The organism is Streptomyces sp. NPDC001502, from assembly GCF_042894785.1.
GTDB classification, from domain to species: Bacteria; Actinomycetota; Actinomycetes; order Streptomycetales; family Streptomycetaceae; genus Streptomyces; species Streptomyces kutzneri.
Genome location: NZ_JBIAVW010000039.1, coordinates 13,746 through 30,728 on the forward strand (window position 1 = coordinate 13,746; position 16,983 = coordinate 30,728).

Consider the following 16,983-nt stretch of genomic DNA (forward strand, 5'->3'; position numbering starts at 1 on the left):
ACGACTCACCCTCCGGCTGGCAGCCCGGTGCGCGGGGCGGTCGCCAGGTGGTCGCCGACGCGCTTGACCATGAGCGTCATCTCGTACGCCACCTGGCCGACGTCGGAGTCGGCGTCGGCCAGGACGGCCAGGCAGCTGCCGTCGCCCGCGGCCATGACGAAGAGGAAGGCCTCGTCCAGCTCGACCACGGTCTGGCGGACCCGGCCGGAGTCGAAGTGGCGGCCGACGCCCTTGGCCAGGCTGTGGAAGCCGGAGGCGACCGCCGCCAGGTGCTCGCTGTCCTCGCGGGTCAGGTCCTTGGAACTGCCGGTGGGCAGGCCGTCGCCGGAGAGGACCACCGCCTTGCGGATGGAGCCGACCCGGTCGACGAGCTCGTCGAGGAGCCAGTTGAGCGGGCCGGAGCCGCGGCCCCTGGTGTCGTTGCCGGTCTGCGGTGCGGTCATCGACCGTCCCCTTCGTTCTCGTTCGCGGGACCGTCGGCGGCGGATGTGCCGGCCTCGGTCTCGGACTTCTGCTGTGCGTGCTGGTTGCGGCCCGCCGTCCAGCCACGCTGGAGTGCGGACATGCGCGTACGTACGTCATCCGCGTCGCGGTCGGCCGCCTGGTCGGGGGCGGCTTCGGCAGGTGCGGCGGACGGGGACTTCTTGAGCTGGGGCGCCAGGCTGGCCTGGCGGACCCGGCGGGGCAGCCCGCTGATGCCGGGGCCGGGTGCGGCGGCCCCGGCATCGGATCCAGGATCGGATCCGGCCGTGGCGGCCGGGGAGGGCTGCGGGACCACGGACACCGGGCGGGGCTCCACCCGGCGGCCGTGCTCGGCGACCAGAGTCGGGGTCGGGCGGCGCCGCGGCAGCGGTACGGCGCCCTGGGAGCGGGAGCTGTCCGGATGCGGGGTCTCCACGCGCTGGGTGTCCAGCCGGACCGGGCCGGTGGGCGCGAGCGCCTCGCGGTCGCGGTCGCCCTTGCGGGAGCCGCCGCGGTCCGCGTGCCGGTCGGTGTGCGGCCGGTCCGCCGGGCGCAGGCCCAGGAGGGCGCTGCGCGGGATGCCGTTCGGCGGGGTCTCGTCGTCGAGCGTCGCCATGACCGGGCGGCCGGCGGCGCCGATGCGGCTCGTGATCGCCGTGGGGGCGCCGTCGAGCGCGGCGGCGTCGTCGAGGCCGTCCAGCCGGTCCAGGCCGCCGGCCGGGAGCGGGGCCTCCAGCTCGACCGGTCCGCGCAGTTCGGCGGCGGGCAGCTGGCGGCCGGAGGGCGCGCGCTCCATGGCGGCGGGTGCGGGCCGCTCGGAACCGGCGCGGCCGAGGTGGCCGGCCTTGTCGGACCGGAGGGGCTTGGCGGCGGCGCGGGCGCCGTCGAACCGCGCGCCCGCGCCGTTGGTCTCGGGAGCCTCGGTCAGCAGGGCCGCGGGCAGGAAGAGCACCGCGGTGGTGCCCCCGTACGGGCTGGGCTGGAGGACGACCTTGACGCTGTGGCGCTGTGCGAGGCGGCTGACGACGAACAGGCCGAGGCGGTCGGTGTCGGAGAGCTCGAACTCGGGGGTCTCGGCGAGCCGGAGGTTCGCGTCGAGCAGCGCTTCCGGGGTCATGCCGAGGCCGCGGTCGTGGATCTCCAGGGTGAAGCCGTTGGCGACGCGCTCGCCGTGCACCTGGACCGCGGTGTGCGGCGGCGAGAACACGGTGGCGTTCTCCAGGAGTTCGGCGACGAGGTGGGTGATGTCGGCGACCGCCGGGCCGACGATGCCCAGGCGGGTGAGCCGGCGTACCTCGATGCGCTCGTAGTCCTCGACCTCGGCGACGGCGGCGCGTACGACGTCCATCAGCTGGACGGGCTTGCGCCACTGGCGGGAGGGCGCGGCGCCGGAGAGGATCACGAGGCCCTCGGCGTGCCGGCGCATGCGGGTGGTCATGTGGTCGAGGCGGAAGAGGTCGGCCAGTTCCTCGGTGTCCTCGGTACGGCGTTCCATGGTGTCGAGGAGGGTCAGCTGCCGGTGCAGCAGCACCTGGTTGCGGCGGGCCAGGTTGACGAACACCTCGGAGACGCCGCGGCGCAGGTCGGCCTGCTTGACGGCGGCCTCGACGGCGGCGCGCTGGAGGGTGTTGAGGGCCTGGCCGACCTGGCCGACCTCGTCCTTCTCGTATTCGAGGTGGGGTGCCTCGGTCTCCACGTCCACGGGCTCGCCCGCGGCGAGGCGGCGCATCACGCTGGGCAGCCGGACGCCGGAGGCCTCGTGGGCCTCCTTGCGCAGCCGGGACAGGTCGCGGACGAGGTCGCGGCCGATGCGTACGGACAGCACCAGGGACACGATCAGGGCGAGGAAGCCGAGGATGCCGGCGGCGGCGGCCTGGACCATGACGTCCATGGCGACGGGCTCGATGCGTTCCTGGTAGCGGTTGCCGGCGTCGGTGTTCATGGCGGCCAGGTCTTCGAGGACCTTGGTGGAGGCCTCGTCCCACTGGGCGGCGGTGACGCTGCGCGGCTTGTTGACGGCGCCGCCGGCTATGAAGCGTTCCTCGGCGTCGCGCAGGGGCTGGGTCGCGGGGTCCTTCCAGTACTTCTCGAAGCGCTCCCGGTCGTCGGCGGGGAGGGTCACGAGATTGAACTCGTAGAGCAGGCCGCGGTTGGCCGCGAAGTCGGAGACGCGGCGGACGTCGGGAGCGGTGACGTTGCGCGCGGCGAGGGCCGAGGCGATGACGGCGTCCTCGCGGGAGAGCAGTTCGCGGGCGCGGCTGATGCCGATGAGGGCACGGCCTTCCTTGTCCACCTCCACGTTGTCCAGGCCGTGGAGGTTCATGAGGAAGTCGTAGCAGGGGTCGACCAGCCGGTTGTAGAGATCCAGGGCCTGCGTGGGGTCCACGGCGTTCTGGTCGACGGAGCGGCGCATGGTGCCGATGCCCTGGAAGGCGGCGACGATCGAGCGCAGGCGCTGGGCGCTCTGCGGGCTCAGCTCGTCGATGACCTTGGGGTCGCGGGCGCTGACGCTGATCTGCTCGACGGCCAGGTCGGTTTCGGCGCGGCGCTTGGTGAGTTCGGCCGTGGCGGTGGCGGCCCGGGGGTCGCCGAGGACGACCAGGGTCTGGCGCCGTTCCTTCTGGATGACGCGGGCGATGTCCTCGACGGGGTAGCCGACCTTGTCGATGATGTAGGCCACGTCGAAGAGCTGGACGGCCTCACGGCCGGTGATGACTGTCGCGAAGCCCCAGAGGGCGGTCAGGGAGACGAGCGGCACAAGGAGCAACGCCACGATCTTCCGGCGGATGGACTTCCCGCGAAAGCGCATGGCCTCCCCAGCCTCCCCCAGGTCAACCCCGTTGCCGGGGGTCGGTGTTCCGTCATTTAAACGGCGTGAGCCTACTACTGCTGCGGGGCAGCTTCGAAGGCGTGTCCGGACGTTTTCGGCCTGACCCCGGTAGGAAGATCACCAGTTGTCCGACACTTCCGGTCAACTGCGGCCCGATATGTGGCAGATGACACTCGGTGGGGCGTCGGTTCCCGCAACTCGATGGATGGCTGGAATTGTTCGTTCCGCGATCATTCCGGCCCGCGAGGGTATCCGCGATCCGGGAATCTCTCGGCACCGCCGAACGTCTGTCTGTTCGAGGGGGAACCTCGCAGCGGACGTGAGGGGTGGACGTGGTGGGCAGACGTGGCAAGTAGGCAGGGCGAGCAGGCATGACGGACCGCGCGGTGGGGAGTGAGCGGACCATGAGCAGTGACGAGGGCGGCGGCGCGAGTGCGGGCCTGGGTGCCGGTGGGGCCGGGCGGGGACTGTGGGTCGAGGAGCCGGCCCGGCGGCGCCGGATGCCGGATTCGGTACGGACCTCCGCGGTGCGGGCGGTGCTGATCGTGGCCGTGACCCTGACGCAGGCGGCGATCACGTTCTTCCTGACCCTGACCGGGTCCTGGCTGGCCCTTCCGATGGGGCTCGGCGCGATAGCGGGGACGATCGTGGCCACCTGGGGCGTGCTGGACGTGTGGATCACCCGGCAGACCTGGAACCAGCGGTACGGGGTCCTGTCGGAACCGAGCAGCACGGCACGCAGCCGCCGCCGGGAGGCCCGTCGGGCCTCCCGGGCGGCCCGGGAGGCCCGGAAGGCCGCCGCGGGCCGAATACCCCGCGAGGAGGGCCCTCTGGCGGCCTCCGGCCGGTATTCCGCGCGCTGACGCCCTCGTACCGGCGCCCCCGCGTGTCAGGAAACGCCGCTGCGGCGGAACATGCGGGTCGCCGTGATCTCGCCGTGGATGGTCTCCGTCTCCGCGGACTGCTGCGGCAGCCCCGGGCGCAGGTGCTCCTCGACGCTGATGTACTTCAGGCCCGCCCGCAGGTCCGCGTCGTTGCGCAGGCGGATCACCAGCGGGAACTCGGCGAGGGCCGTGGTGTCGAACAGGCCGGTCGTGTAGAGCAGCTGGACGCCCAGTGCGTCGGAGACGGCCCGCTGGAGCTCCAGCAGGTACGTGGCGTTGGCGCGGCCGATCGGATTGTCGAGGAACAGCGTGCCCGCGTGCCGGTGCTTGTCACGGCCGCGGTCGTTGCTGCGCAGCGCCGCCATCGTGCAGTACAGCGCGATCGCGGCGGTCAGCAGCTGCCCGCCGGAGAACACGTCGCCCATCTGCCCCACCGGCACCCGCTCGGCGCGCAGCACCGCGTCGGGCTTGAGGATCTCCACGGAGATGCCCTTGGGCTCCAGGGCCGCCTGGACGCCCCTCAGCAGCAGGGACATGCCGTCACGGCGGCCCTCGCCGAAGGAGGCGCTGCTGTTCTTCTTCACGGCAGCGCGGGTGGCCTCGTCGATGACCTCGCCGAGCCGCTCCGTGAGCGTGGCCTGGTCCGGCTCCTCGAAACGGATCCGCAGGAACTCCTGGCCCGACCATTCGCCGAGGCCCTCCGGGAGCTGCGAGAGCCGCTGCGCGGAGCGGAGCGTGGCCAGGGCCGATTCGACGAGGCCGCGCAGGCGGTCGACGATGCTGTCGCGGTTGCGCTCCAGCTGGGCCAGTTCGTCGGTGAGGACGCGCAGCCGGGGCGCGAAGGCCGCGGCCCAGGCCGCCGCGTGCTCGGGCAGTGCGGAGGCGGGCAGTTCGCGGATCTGCTGGCGCGCGGGGGTGCGTACCTGCTCGTAGCGGGTGGCGTTGGCGTGCCGGACCAGGATGTCGCTCGCCTCGCGCACCGCGGACTCGGCGGCCGAGAGGTCGGCCGAGCAGCCGCGCAGGGAGCGGCGGGCCTCGGTCGCGGACTGGCGGGCCTCCTCCAGAGTGCCCGCATGGGGCACCGGCTCCTGCTCGTCGTCCTGGTGGGTGTGGTCGCGCAGCAGGTCCCGGAGCATCGCCGCGGTCTCGTCGAAGCCGCCGGCGCCGTCCTCGGCGGTGCGGTGGGCGCGCAGCAGGTCCGCGTGGGCGGCCCGGGCGCTCTCCACGGCCGCGCTGTGGGCGGCGAGCTGGGCGGTGGCCGTACGCAGCAGGGCCTGGGCCTGTTCGACGTCCTCGGGGACGAGCTCCTCGGGGAGTTCGGTGTGCGCCTCGCCCTCGGTGGGAGCGTGCCGTTCGGCCTCGCCGCGCAGCCGGCCGAGCTGCTCGCTGGCGGTGGACGCACGGGTCTCCAGCATCTGCACGAGGGACTCGGCACGGGCGGCCGCGGCCTGCCGGGAGGGGCCGTCGGCACCGTCGGTGCCTTCGAGGAGCTGGGCGGCTCGGGTACGGACCTTGTTGGTGAGGCGGTCGAGCTCGGCCAGGGCGGCGCTCTCGTCGCTCTCGGCGCGGGCCTGTTCGGCGCGCAGGTCGGCGCCGACGCCGACCTTCTCGTAGAGCTGGGAGGCCGCCCGGTAGGCCTCGCGCAGGTCGGGCAGCGGCGCCCGGGGGCCGTCACCGTCGCTGTCGGTCACCTGGTCGGGGGCGCCGGCGATCTCGGCGCGTTCGGCGCGCAGGGCGCGGGCGGTGCGGCGTGCGTCGTCGGCGGCGCGCTGGGCGGCGCGGCGGTCCTCGTCGGCGGCGCGCGCCCGGTCCAGGCACACCTCGGCGCGGGCCTCGGACTCGGCGGCGTCGTCGGCGAGTTCGCGGAGCCTGGCCTGCCAGCCGGCGCGCTCGCGCAGCCGGAAGGCCAGCCCCGCGAGGGCGTCGGCGGCGCGGCGGGCGCGCTGGGCGGCGTCCTGGCGCTCCTCGCGGACGCGGGCCGCGTCGGCGGCGGCCTCGTCGGCCTCGGCGCGTACGGTACGGGCCTCCGCGAGCTCGGCGTCGGTCTCCTCGGCGAACATCCGGGCGGCGGCCGCCGCTTCCGCGAGTTCGGTGAGGCGGCCGGGCGGGCAGCCGGTGCGCCAGGAGGCGAGGCGGGCGGCGAGTTCGCGGTCACCGCCGAGGCGGGCGGCGAGGTCGCGGATCTCGGTGTCGCGGGCGGCGGCGCGGGCGCGCAGCGCCTGGCGCTCCTCGTCGGCGGCGTGCTCGTCGTGCATGGCCGGGTTCGGCGGTACGAGGAACACCCCGGTGTCGGTGTCGTCTCCGGCCGGCGGCAGCGGGGCCAGCAGGGCGGCGGCCGTGCCGACGGCGACGGTGGAACGGGGAAGCAGCGCGGCGCCGGAGAGGACCTCGCGGGCCCGGCCGTGGGTGTCGGGGTCGGTGATGACGACGCCGTCGACGAGTTCGGGGCGGGCGGCGAGGACGGCGGCGTGGTCGGCGGGGTCCACGGACTGGGCGAGGTAGCGCCAGCCGGGGAGGGCGGGGATGCCGTGCTCGCCGAGGTACTCCACGGTGGCGAGGACGTCCGGGCCGGGCGGCAGCAGGCCGCCGTCGCCGAGGGCGCCGAGGATGCGGGCGTCGTCGGCGGCCGCGGTGCGCAGTTCGAAGAGCTGGCGTTCGGCCGCGGCGACCCCGTCGGTGAGCAGGGTGCGCAGGTCGTCGGCGTTGCGGTCGAGGTCGGCGACGGTGAGCCCGCCGCCGGCGGCTTCGGGGCGGCCGGCGGGACCGGCCGGGGCGGGGCCGTGCCCGGCGGATCCGTGCGCGGCCCCGGCCGACGCGGCCGACGCGGCCTGCGCGCCGGAGCCCGCGAGGGCGCCGGGGGTACCGCTCTGCGTGCGCGGGTGGGGAAGGAAGGAGGCGGGGACCGACGGGAGCCCCAGCAGCTCGGCCAGGCGCGGGGCGGTGGCGAGGGAGGCCGCGGCCCGGTGCTCCGCGTCGTGGGCGGCCCCGGCCGCGTCGGCGGCGTCCGCCGCGCGGGCGGCGGTGAGCTCGGCGCGGGATTCCGCGGCGGCGGCCTCGCGGGCGGCCTCGGCGGTGGCGCGGGCGGCTTCCCGGGACTCGTCCCAGGCTGCCACGGCGGTCTTCTCGGCGTCGGCGGCGGCGAGGGCCGCGCGGGCCGGGTCGGCGTCGGGGGCGGTGTCGTCGAGCCAGCCGGCGCGGACGGCCTCGGCGGTCTCCTGCTGGACCTCGGCCAGCCGCGAGCGCAGGTGCTCGGCCTCGCTGCGGGCCCGCTGGGCGGCCGTGGCGGCGGCGGTGGCGTCGCGGTGGGCGTCCTCGCCGGTGGCCTGGAGCGCGGCGGAACGCTCCTCCTCCTCGTTGGCGAGCCGCTCGCCGTGCTCGGCGGCGGTGTGCAGGGCGCGGACGAGCTCACCGGCGGCGGTGGCGCGGGCGGCCAGGGCCGGGGCGGCGTCCCGCTCGGCCTCCAGGATCGCGGCGGCGACGCGCGCCGAGCGGTCGGCGGCTGCCCGGTGGCGCAGCACGTTCTCGGCGGCCTGCCACGCGGAGTGCAGGGTCCGGGCTTCGAGGAGTTCGCGGCGCTGGGCCGCGGCGGCCTTGTCGGCGACGGTCAGGGCCAGCGAGGCATGCCGGTAGGCGAGTTCGGCGGAGACGGCGGCGCTGCGGGTGCGCGCGGACTCGGCGGCGGTGACCTGGTGGGCGGCGCCGGTGACCTGCTGGGCGAGGTCGGCGGCCCGGCCGCGCTCCTCGGCGGCGCGGGCGGACAGCCGCCGGGCGAGGGTGCGCGTACGGCGTTCCGCGCCCGCGTGTACGTCGCGCAGCCGGGAGCGGGCTCCGGCGGCCTCGACGATGCGGGTGAGCAGGTCCACCGAGCCTGCGGTGAAGTCCCGTTCGGCCATGAGCTCGGCGCGGCGGCCGAGCTTGTTGCCGAAGCCGTGGACGAGGTCGGCGAGGCCGTCCGTGTCGCGGGTGTCGGTGACGGCGCGCAGCAGGAGGTCGGTGAAGTCGGAGTCCTTCTTGACCGCGAAGAGGCCGGCCGCCTCGCCCTCGTCGGCGTTCATCTCGCGCTGGTAGCGGAAGAGTTCGGGGTCGAGGCCGAGTTCGGTGAGGTGCTCGTTCCAGCGGTCGTGGATCTCCTCGAAGTACACCTCCAGGTGCGGGTACGCCTTGCCCGCCTCGGTGAGGGAGTCGCGGAAGCCCTTCATCGTGCGGCGGCGGCCCTGGGCCCCGGAGGCGCCTTCGACGGGCGGGCGCACGGAGGTGGCCTCGGCGACGGGCAGGCTGTCGAGGCTCAGGCCGGGGCCGGGGCGGAAGGAGTACCAGGCCTCGGCGAACTTGCGCGGGTCGTTGGAGACCTGGCGGCCGCGCCATTCGCTGACCTTGCCGACGACCACGCACTCGCCGGTCTGGGTGTGCTGCCACTCCAGGGCGACGTGGCCGCAGTCGTCGGCGAGCAGGAACTTGCGCAGGACGCCGGAGCTGGCGCCGCCGAGGGTGTTGCGGTGGCCGGGGAGCATCACCGAGAAGATCAGCTTGAGGAGGACGGATTTGCCGCCGCCGTTCTCCAGGAAGAGCACCCCGGCGGGCGCGGGCCGGCGCGGCGGGCCGGTGGGCTCGTCCTCGAAGAACTCCGCCTGGGTCGGCGCCGGGTGGGGCACCGGTTCGCCGACTCCGCGCAGGTCGAGCACGGTGTCGGCGTAGCGCGCGCCGGCGGGCCCGATGGAGTAGAGGCGGATCCGGGACAGCTCGTACATGGCGGCGGACTCTCGTGGTGTCTTGGTGAGGCAGGACGTACGGGGATCGGGGCGCGGGCCGCGGGGCCCGGGGGCTCAGGCGTGGAACGGGAGCCCGGCGTCGGCGGCCAGTTCCAGGTCGTCGCCCTCGGGCGGCGGCAGCAGGGTGGCGGAGCCGTCGCTGACGGGGACCACGCCGAGTTCCAGGAGCTCGGCCATCGCCGCGCTGCCCGCCATGTCACGGACCTGGAGCTGGTAGCGGGGGGTGGTGCGGTAGGTGCCGCCGGCCTCGTCCGCGGTGCGCTGGAGGAAACCGGAGTCGGTGAGGAAGGCGGCCGCCTTGCCGACGATGCCGGTGGTGGAGCCCGCGAGGCGGCGGGCGTCCTTGGTGGCGCCGGTCGCGCTGCGGCGGGCGTAGACGCGCCAGGCGGCCTCCAGGCCGGGGGCGTCGGTGGCCGGGTCGGTGTTCTCGCCGAGTTCCTCGGCGCGCTCCTCCAGGCGGCGGCAGGTCTGCCGGACGAAGGCGTCGACGCCGTTGACGGTGATGCGGCCGATGTAGCCGTCGTCGGCGAGGTCCTCGGGGCGCGGGAAGGCCAGGGCGGCCACGGCGAGGTGCGCGAGGCCGTGCAGGAAGCGGTCGGCGGAGTCGGCGGCGGTGCGGCGGGCGTAGTCGCCCATCCGGACGGCGAAGACGGAGTCCTCACCGGCGGCCACGGCCATGCCGGCGCGCGGGGACACTTCCAGGACGACGAGGCCGAGGCCGGTGGCGACGGCGTCGGCGAGCCGGCCGAAGGCGGGGTCCTCGCGGTAGCGGCGGAGCAGCTCCGCGTACTCGGCGTCCCGGGCGGGGAGCAGCTTGGGCTGCAGCCCGAAGGCGACGAGCCGGGCCGCGTCGGCGGCGTCGGCGGGAGTCACCGGCGCGGCGGCCTGGACCGGCGCGGCCGGGGCCGTTGGCACGGGCTCGCTCCACGCGGGGTGCTCGGCGTGGTGGTCGCTCACGGGTGGGTCTCCTCGGCGGTGCGGGTCGTTCGGGCGGTACGGAGCGTGCGGCCGAGCCGCGCAGGGGATGCGGCCTCGCCGGCGTGGTTCGCGACGCGCGGGCGTCCGGCCGGTGGCTCAGCCACATCCAGCTTCGCCGGCGTTTGAGGCGCGGGGTCTGGGGCGGCGCCCCAGGGAACCCGGCTCCGCCGGGCACCGGGCTCCGCCCGGACCTGCGCCTCAAACGCCGGCGAGGCTGGATTTGGCCGAGCCGAGGCTGAACGGGCCCGGCGTGGCAGCGCAGCCGCGTGCACGGTCACACCGCCTCCGCACGGTCGGCCGCCATGCCGGCGGCGTCCAGGAGGGCGGTGCCGACGATGAGGTCGGCGCCGCCGAATTCGGGGTCGTCGAGCTGCGTGCCGTCGTCCACCGCGAAGAGGAGGCGCTCCTCCCCCTGCCGGTAGGCCGTGCCGACGGCCGGGCTCGCCGCGTGGACGGCCAGCAGGGCCACCAGGTACGGCAGTTCCGGATCGCTGCGGCGGGCCTCCGCCAGGAGTCCGGACAGCCGCCGCGGGGCGTCGTGCGGGAGGTCCAGGAGCTCCATCGCGGCGGTGAGCTGCTCCTCGCTGAAGCGGCTGTCGTCCGGGGTGGCGATGAGGTCCGGTTCGGGCATCTCCGCGCCGAGGTGCTCGCGCTCCACCGGCGGGGTGAGCAGGATCTCGACCAGGTCGGCCACGCGCACCGAGACGGGCGTGCGCAGCCCCGCGCCGGAGGCGAAGAAGGCGGCGGTCACCCGGCTCGCCTGCTCCAGGGGGAGCGGCAGGAGCGGGGCGACGAGCTGGCCGTACAGGTCGATGCCGGAGCGGGGTGCCGGGGCGGCGAAGGCCTGGCGGTCCTGTTCGGCGCGGAACAGCGGGCCGGCGTCCAGCAGCCGGGACTGGAGCTGGGTGTGACGGCGGATGCAGTCCTTGACGATGTCGACGAGTTCGGCCGCGCGCCGCTTGTTCTCCCCCGCTTTTGAATCAAACACGGCCTCCGCCTCGTCGCGCGCCTTGCGGATGTTGGTCAGGATCGCGTTCTCGTGGCGGTAGCGGTCGGCGACGTGGTCCAGGGCCTCGGCGATCATGTCGGGCACGGCCTGGAGCCAGTCCACCGCCCGGACGTTGCGGCGCGTCGCGTCCAGCGTGCGGCGCAGGGTCTCGGCGTACTGGACGGTCCGGTAGCGGGCCTGCTCGGCGGCGAGCTGGGCGTCGGCCAGGCGGCCGCGGCTGATCAGCACCTCCAGCTTGACCTCGGCGGCGATCTGGGCGCTGGTGACGTCCGTGTCGAGGGCGCCGACCAGGACGTTGACGGCCTCGTCGGTGGTGCGCAGGTAGACCACGCCGCCGTAGCCGGGGACCTCTTCGATCAGCTTGAAGTCGTAGTCCCGGCGCACGTAGACGCCGTCGGTGCCGAAGGTGCCGTAGATCGCGCGGAAACCGCGGTCCACGCTGCCGACGTTGATCAGGTTCTCCAGCACCCAGCGGGCCACCCGCTCGTGCTCGGCCGCCGGGCGGGCGGGGGCCTGGGCCGCGACGCGGGGCAGCAGCCTGGCCACTATCTGCTCGTGGTCGGCGCCCGTGTCGAAGTCCATGTTGAGCGTGACCAGGTCGATCGCGGCCAGCGCGACCTCCGCCATCGCGTAGACCCCGTACTCGCCGGCCAGATTGGCCTTGCGTACGTCGAGGTCGTGGAGCGGGGCGGTGCAGGCGAGGGCGCGCAGCCGCCGGGCCAGGCCCTCGTCGGCGGCCGGGCCCGGCGCCGGGGACGGAAGGGTCTTCGCCGGGGCGGGGAGAGTCACGGACAAAGACTAGGTCCTGTTACTGACAACATCCCAAACGGCATGGTTCGGCCGGATCGTCCCGGCAGCCGGTCCGGCCGCCTGCTCTACGCTCGGCGCATGGATTCCATGATCGCATCCGTTCCGGTGATCGACCTCAACGCCGACCTCGGCGAGGGCTTCGGGCGCTGGACGCTCACCGACGACGAGGCCCTGCTCTCCGTCGTCACGAGCGCCAATGTGGCCTGCGGCTTCCACGCCGGTGACCCGTCCATCATGCGCCGCGTGTGCGAGCTGGCCGCGGAGCGGGGCGTGCGGATCGGCGCGCAGGTGTCCTACCGCGATCTCGCCGGCTTCGGGCGGCGCTCCATGGACGTGCCGCCCGGTGAGCTCGCCGACGAGGTGGCCTACCAGATCGGGGCGCTGGAGGTGTTCGCCCGGGCGGCCGGCTCCCGGGTGTCCTATGTGAAACCGCACGGCGCGCTCTACAACCGCACCGTGCACGACGCGGGCCAGGCCGCCGCCGTGGTCGCGGGCGTCCGGATGGCGGCCGGGTCCGGTGCCACCGGGGGCCTGCCGCTGCTGGGGCTGCCCGGATCGCTGCTGCTCGCCGCCGCCGGGGAGGCCGGGCTGGCTCCCGTACCGGAGGCCTTCGCCGACCGCGCCTACACGCCGGCGGGGACGCTGGTCCCGCGCGGCGAGCCGGACGCCGTGCTGCACGACCCGGAGGCGGTCGTGGCCCGGGCCGTCCGGATGGCGGCCGAGGGGGCGGTGACGGCGGCCGACGGGTCGCCGGTCCGGGTGGCCGCGCGCTCGCTGTGCCTGCACGGGGACACCCCGGGGGCGGCCGGGCTCGCCCGCCGGGTCCGGGAGGCGCTGGGCGCGGCCGGGGTCCGGGTGGAGGCCTTCGCGTGAGGCCCCTGGTGGTGGGTGGTGCGGCGCTGCTGATCGAACTGGACTCGGCGGACGAGGTCGCCGCGCTCCACGCCGAGCTGCTGCGCCGCCGGGAGGCGGGCGAGCTGGGGCCCGTACGGGACCTCGTGCCGGCCGCGCGGACCGTGCTGCTGGACGGCGTACGGGACCCGGCGGCGCTCGGTGCCCGGATCGCGCGGTGGGAGGTGCCGCCGCTCGCGCCGACGCAGGGGCCGCAGGTCACCGTGCCGGTGCGGTACGACGGCCCGGACCTGGTGGAGGTGGCCCGGCTGTGGGGGGTCGCCCCGCGGGAGGTCCCGGGGATCGTCGGCGCCACCGTCTTCCGGGTGGCCTTCTGCGGTTTCGCGCCGGGCTTCGGGTACCTGACGGGGCTGCCGGAGCGCTTCCACGTCCCCCGCCGCGAGACGCCCCGTACGGCCGTCCCGGCGGGCTCGCTGGCGCTGGCCGGGGAGTACGCGGGGGTGTACCCGCGCTCCTCCCCCGGCGGCTGGCAGCTGATCGGCTCCACGGACGCGGTGCTGTGGGAGCCGCGGCGCGAACCGGCGGCGCTGTTCGCGCCCGGGGTCCGCGTCCGGTTCACGGAGGAGGCCGGCCGTGGCTGAGGAACTCCCGGGGCTGCTCGTGGTGCGGCCGGGTGCGCTGACGACGGTCCAGGACCGGGGGCGCCCGGGGTACGCGCATCTGGGGGTCCCGCGCTCGGGAGCCCTCGACACGGCGGCGTACGCGCTGGCCAACCGGCTCGTCGGCAACGCGCCGGACGCGGCGGCGCTGGAGACGACCCTGGACGGGGTCGGGCTGCGGGCCCTGGCTGCGACCACCGTGGCGGTCACGGGCGCGCCCTGTCCGGTACGGATCTCCGGCCGTCCGGTGGCCTGGGGGGCGCCGGTCCGGCTCCCGGCGGGGGCTGAGCTGGAGGTGGGCCGGGCGGAGTCGGGAGTGCGCGGCTACGTCGCGGTGCGGGGAGGCCTCACCGTCCCGCCGGTCCTGGGCAGTCGCTCCACGGACCTGCTGTCCGGGCTGGGGCCGCCGGCCCTGTCGGCCGGGATGCTGCTGCCGGTGGGCCCGCCGGGCCCGGACCCGGCCCCCGGGGCGGATGCCTGCGGCCTGCCCGGGCCGCCTTCGGAGCTGCTGCTCCCGCTGCGGCTCGGGCCGCGGGCGGACTGGTTCACCGAGGCGTCCCTCGCCGGGCTGTGGCGGGCGGCGTTCCGGGTGTCGGCGGCGTCCAACCGGATCGGGCTGCGGACGGAGGCGGGCCCCGCGCTGGTCCGCGCCCGGGCGGGCGAGCTGCCGAGCGAGGGCATGGTGCTGGGCGCGGTCCAGGTGCCACCGGACGGGCTGCCGGTGGTGTTCCTGGCCGATCACCCGGTGACGGGCGGCTACCCGGTGGTGGGCGTGGTCCCGCCGGGCCCGGCCCTGGACGCGGCGGCGCAGGCCCGGCCGGGCGCGCCGGTCAGGTTCGTGAGGTCCCGGTGAAACGTTCGGGGCGGCTTCGGCCAAGTACTGGTTGAGGGGGCCGACCGGGTCCCCCGCGCAGGGGAGGAACCGGGTGCCCAGCCCACGACACGAGACCGGACCACCGGACCTCACCACGCCCGAGGGGTTCGCGGCGTTCTACGAGGAACACATCGACGCCGTACTCGGCTTCGTCACGCGCCGGGTCGCCGACCCGCACCTGGCGGCGGACCTGACGGCCGACATCTTCCTCGCCGCGATGGGCTCGGCCCGCGGCTACCGGCCCGACAGGGGAGCGCCGGTCGCCTGGGTGTTCGGAATAGCCCGCAACGTCCTGTCGGGCCACGCCCGCGGGCTGGCCCGCGAGAGCGGCGCGCTGGCGCGGCTGAGCGGGCGGCGCCTGCTCGACGACGAGGACGTGGCGGCGCTGGAGGAGCGGATCGACGCCCAGCGCGCGTTCAGGGAGCTCGCGGAGCGCCACGCCGCCCTGTCCGAGCCGCTGCGCGCCGCCCTCGACCTGGTCGTGCTCGACCAGCTCACCCCGGCCGAAGCCGCCCAGGCCCTCGGCGTCACCCAGGCGACGATCCGCGTCCGCCTGCACCGGGCCCGGCGCGCCCTGGGCGCCCCGGGCTCCATGACCGCACGCCAGATGGAGGCAGCCCGATGAACAGCAGCCCCAGTGGCTTCGAGGAGCGACTGAAGGCCGCGCTCCTGGCCCGTCTCCCGGAGGCGGTGCCCACGCCCCCCGCCCGGTCCTTCGCCCGGCGGTACGGCATTCCGCTCGCGGTGGGCGCCGCCACGGCCACCGTGGTCGCCGTCATGACGCTCACGGGCGGCAGCCGCACCGGGCCCCTGCCGGCCGGCACGCCGACCCCTTCGGCCTCGGGCGCGCCCGAGATCACGAAGGAGCCGGACGGGTCGCTGCGGTTCGATCCGCCCCGGCAGGCGCAGCTCCCGGCTCTGGCCGACCGGCTGAAGGAGCTGGGGGTCCGGGCCGTCGCGGTCCCGCCGCTGCCGGAAACCGAGTGCAAGGCGGTCAAGGGCTGGAGACGCGGCCCGCAGGCCGATCCCGCGGCCGGTCTGTCGCGCGGCGATGACGGACACACCCTCAAGGTCAACCCGAAGGCGGTCCCCGCAGGACACACACTCGTGCTCGCGTGGGCGTACTTCCAGCCGTGGTGGGAGGGGAGGGAAGGACTCGCCTTCGGAATCCTGCCGAACGAACACGTCCCGTACTGCGCGGACGACTACCGGGAGGCCTTCCTGGAGGCGCAGCGGTCGGGGCCCCCCACCCGAGTCCCCACCCTGCCGGCCACCATGACGCCTTCGCCCTGATCGCGCTGCGCGGCCGCACGCCGTCACAACACTCGGCCCGGCCCCCTCTTGTCAGGGGGCCGGGCCGAGTGGTGTCGGTGGGGCTGCCGGCGGGGCTACACGGCGGACTCCGGTGCGATGCGGCTGCGGACGGCCGACTGGACGTCCTCCTCCTCCGCCGGATCGGCGGCCAGGCGGCGCAGCCGGGGTGCCACGCGGGCGTCGGCCGTCTCGGCGTGGCGGGCCGCCACCTCGCGGGTGGTCTCCTCGCAGTCCCACAGGCATTCGACGGCGAAGCCCGCCGCGAAGGAGGGGTCGGTGCTGGCCAGGGCCCGTGCGGCCCGGCCGCGCAGGTGGGACGAGGCGGTCTCGCGGTAGATGTGGCGCAGCACGGGGGCCGCGCAGCCGACGGCGAGCCGGCCGACCCCGTCCACCAGGGCGAACAGGCGCCGGGTGTCCGGGCCCGCACCGCGCACGGTGGAGCGCAGGGCGCCCAGCACCAGGCCCGCGTCCTCGGCTCCGCCGCGGGCGGCCAGGATGGCCGCGGCGGCCCCGCCGAGCGCGTCGGGGCGGTGGACCCAGCGCCGGGCCCGTTCGACGGCCTCGGGGCCGCACATGCGCTCGTAGGCGGCCACGGCGGGCTCGTCGGCGGCGGCTTCGATGAGGTCCAGCACGGCCGGGTTGTCCGGCTCGGCGAGGACCAGGTGGTGCAGGGCGGTGGCCCGGGCGGCCTCTCCGTCGGCGCCGGCGGCGGCCGCGAGGATGGCGGAGCGGTCCTCGGGCTGGGCCACGGCGGCGAGACAGCGGGCCGCGGGGACGTGCAGCGGGGTGCCGCGGCGCAGCCCGTCGGCGGCCCAGTCGAAGACGGCCTGGACGCCCCAGCCGGGCCGGGGCCCGCTCGGGGTCATCTGACGCTGCCAGCGGTCGAAGGAACCCTGCTGACGGGCGGCGCGCAGGCGCTCCCCGTACTGGGGGGTCTCCTCCCACAGGCACCACGGGCGGGGCTCGTAGGCGTCGCGGACGGCGGCGGCCAGCCGCGCCTCGCCCTCCGCCGTGGCGGGGAAGCGGGCGAGGACGGCCGAGGCCAGGGACCGCAGGCCTTCGTCGTCGTCGCGCAGGGCCAGCTCGTCGAGTGCCCAGGCCCAGTTCGCCCCGGAGGCGGCGTAGCGGCGCAGCAGCATGAGCGCGTCGTCGCGGCCGTAGGAGGCCAGGTGGCCCAGGACGGACAGGGCGAGGCCCGTGCGGTGGTCCTCTTCGTCGACGAGGTCGTCGGCGCTGAAGAGGTGGGCCTCGATCTCGCCCAGGGGACCGGCGAGGTCCAGGTACAGCCGGGCGTAGTACAAGGAGCGGTTCTCGACCTGCCAGTCCTGGCGCGGATCGCGGAGCACGCACTGGTTGAGGGCCTCAAGGGCCTCCGCCCTGGGTGCCGCGAGTGCGTGCAGCGTGCCGTCGCCACGGCCCCGCTGGAGGAGCCCGAGCAGGGTACCGCTCGGCGCTATGACTGGTTCGAACATGGGAATGGCCTCAAATCAAGCTGGGGACGCAACCGGGAATCGGGATTCACAGGGCCGCGTAACAGCATGT

At 75.6% G+C, this 16,983-nt stretch carries 12 protein-coding genes; 6 read left to right on the forward strand and 6 right to left on the reverse strand.

Translation table 11 applies throughout. The features are described 5' to 3' along the window. Positions 1-5: 5 nt before the first annotated feature. Entirely contained in the window at positions 6-443 is a 438-nt protein-coding gene (locus ACFY0D_RS38630; protein WP_030016314.1) for a roadblock/LC7 domain-containing protein, read from the reverse strand. After that, a complete protein-coding gene (locus ACFY0D_RS38635) occupies positions 440-3,271 on the reverse strand; it encodes a nitrate- and nitrite sensing domain-containing protein (RefSeq protein WP_390802554.1) in 2,832 nt (943 codons plus the stop codon). Before ACFY0D_RS38635 ends, ACFY0D_RS38630 begins: the two co-directional genes overlap by 4 nt. Positions 3,272-3,696: 425 nt before the next feature. On the opposite strand from ACFY0D_RS38635, the gene ACFY0D_RS38640 reads away from it, so the two are divergent. Then, the gene (locus ACFY0D_RS38640) at positions 3,697-4,155 is read left to right on the forward strand and encodes a hypothetical protein (RefSeq protein ID WP_390802555.1); all 459 of its coding nucleotides are present in this window, start codon (positions 3,697-3,699) and stop codon (positions 4,153-4,155) included. Positions 4,156-4,181: 26 nt separating this feature from the next. Here the strand turns inward: ACFY0D_RS38640 and ACFY0D_RS38645 are convergent, their stop codons facing one another. From ACFY0D_RS38645 to ACFY0D_RS38655, 3 genes are all read right to left on the reverse strand, one after another. After that, positions 4,182-8,924 (reverse strand): hypothetical protein, encoded by a 4,743-nt coding sequence (locus tag ACFY0D_RS38645; protein ID WP_390802556.1) that lies wholly within the window; start codon positions 8,922-8,924, stop codon positions 4,182-4,184. A gap of 75 nt (positions 8,925-8,999) precedes the next feature. Further along, positions 9,000-9,902: a hypothetical protein gene (locus ACFY0D_RS38650; RefSeq protein WP_390802557.1), complete on the reverse strand. Its 903-nt coding sequence runs from the start codon at positions 9,900-9,902 to the stop codon at positions 9,000-9,002. Positions 9,903-10,197: 295 nt separating this feature from the next. After that, positions 10,198-11,721 (reverse strand): hypothetical protein, encoded by a 1,524-nt coding sequence (locus tag ACFY0D_RS38655; protein ID WP_390802558.1) that lies wholly within the window; start codon positions 11,719-11,721, stop codon positions 10,198-10,200. Between the two features lie 99 nt (positions 11,722-11,820). On the opposite strand from ACFY0D_RS38655, the gene ACFY0D_RS38660 reads away from it, so the two are divergent. The 5 genes from ACFY0D_RS38660 to ACFY0D_RS38680 all read left to right on the forward strand — a co-directional run bounded on the left by ACFY0D_RS38660 (position 11,821) and on the right by ACFY0D_RS38680 (position 15,420). Then, positions 11,821-12,615 (forward strand): LamB/YcsF family protein, encoded by a 795-nt coding sequence (locus ACFY0D_RS38660; protein WP_390802559.1) that lies wholly within the window; start codon positions 11,821-11,823, stop codon positions 12,613-12,615. Then, positions 12,612-13,235, forward strand: a complete 624-nt coding sequence (locus ACFY0D_RS38665; RefSeq protein WP_390802560.1) for an allophanate hydrolase subunit 1 — start codon at positions 12,612-12,614, stop codon at positions 13,233-13,235. Before ACFY0D_RS38660 ends, ACFY0D_RS38665 begins: the two co-directional genes overlap by 4 nt. Continuing rightward, positions 13,228-14,106 carry a biotin-dependent carboxyltransferase family protein gene (locus tag ACFY0D_RS38670; protein ID WP_390802561.1) on the forward strand — a complete coding sequence of 293 codons (879 nt, stop codon included), beginning with the start codon at positions 13,228-13,230 and terminating at the stop codon, positions 14,104-14,106. Before ACFY0D_RS38665 ends, ACFY0D_RS38670 begins: the two co-directional genes overlap by 8 nt. Before the next feature lie 73 nt (positions 14,107-14,179). Next, the gene (locus ACFY0D_RS38675) at positions 14,180-14,752 is read left to right on the forward strand and encodes an RNA polymerase sigma factor (RefSeq protein ID WP_390802562.1); all 573 of its coding nucleotides are present in this window, start codon (positions 14,180-14,182) and stop codon (positions 14,750-14,752) included. Next, a complete protein-coding gene (locus ACFY0D_RS38680) occupies positions 14,749-15,420 on the forward strand; it encodes a hypothetical protein (RefSeq protein ID WP_390802563.1) in 672 nt (223 codons plus the stop codon). The genes ACFY0D_RS38675 and ACFY0D_RS38680 overlap by 4 nt, the downstream gene beginning before the upstream one ends. 95 nt (positions 15,421-15,515) lie before the next feature. On the opposite strand, the gene ACFY0D_RS38685 is transcribed toward ACFY0D_RS38680, so the two are convergent. After that, positions 15,516-16,913 carry a HEAT repeat domain-containing protein gene (locus tag ACFY0D_RS38685; RefSeq protein WP_390802564.1) on the reverse strand — a complete coding sequence of 466 codons (1,398 nt, stop codon included), beginning with the start codon at positions 16,911-16,913 and terminating at the stop codon, positions 15,516-15,518. Positions 16,914-16,983: the final 70 nt, after the last annotated feature.

Bases quoted from the DNA above. Each gene is read 5' to 3' on its own strand.
- ACFY0D_RS38630 (WP_030016314.1), bottom strand. From the start codon at position 443: ATGACCGCACCGCAGACCGGCAACGACACCAGGGGCCGCGGCTCCGGC.
- ACFY0D_RS38635 (WP_390802554.1), bottom strand. From the start codon at position 3,271: ATGCGCTTTCGCGGGAAGTCCATCCGCCGGAAGATCGTGGCGTTGCTC.
- ACFY0D_RS38640 (WP_390802555.1), top strand. From the start codon at position 3,697: ATGAGCAGTGACGAGGGCGGCGGCGCGAGTGCGGGCCTGGGTGCCGGT.
- ACFY0D_RS38645 (WP_390802556.1), bottom strand. From the start codon at position 8,924: ATGTACGAGCTGTCCCGGATCCGCCTCTACTCCATCGGGCCCGCCGGC.
- ACFY0D_RS38660 (WP_390802559.1), top strand. From the start codon at position 11,821: ATGGATTCCATGATCGCATCCGTTCCGGTGATCGACCTCAACGCCGAC.
- ACFY0D_RS38680 (WP_390802563.1), top strand. From the start codon at position 14,749: ATGAACAGCAGCCCCAGTGGCTTCGAGGAGCGACTGAAGGCCGCGCTC.
- ACFY0D_RS38685 (WP_390802564.1), bottom strand. From the start codon at position 16,913: ATGTTCGAACCAGTCATAGCGCCGAGCGGTACCCTGCTCGGGCTCCTC.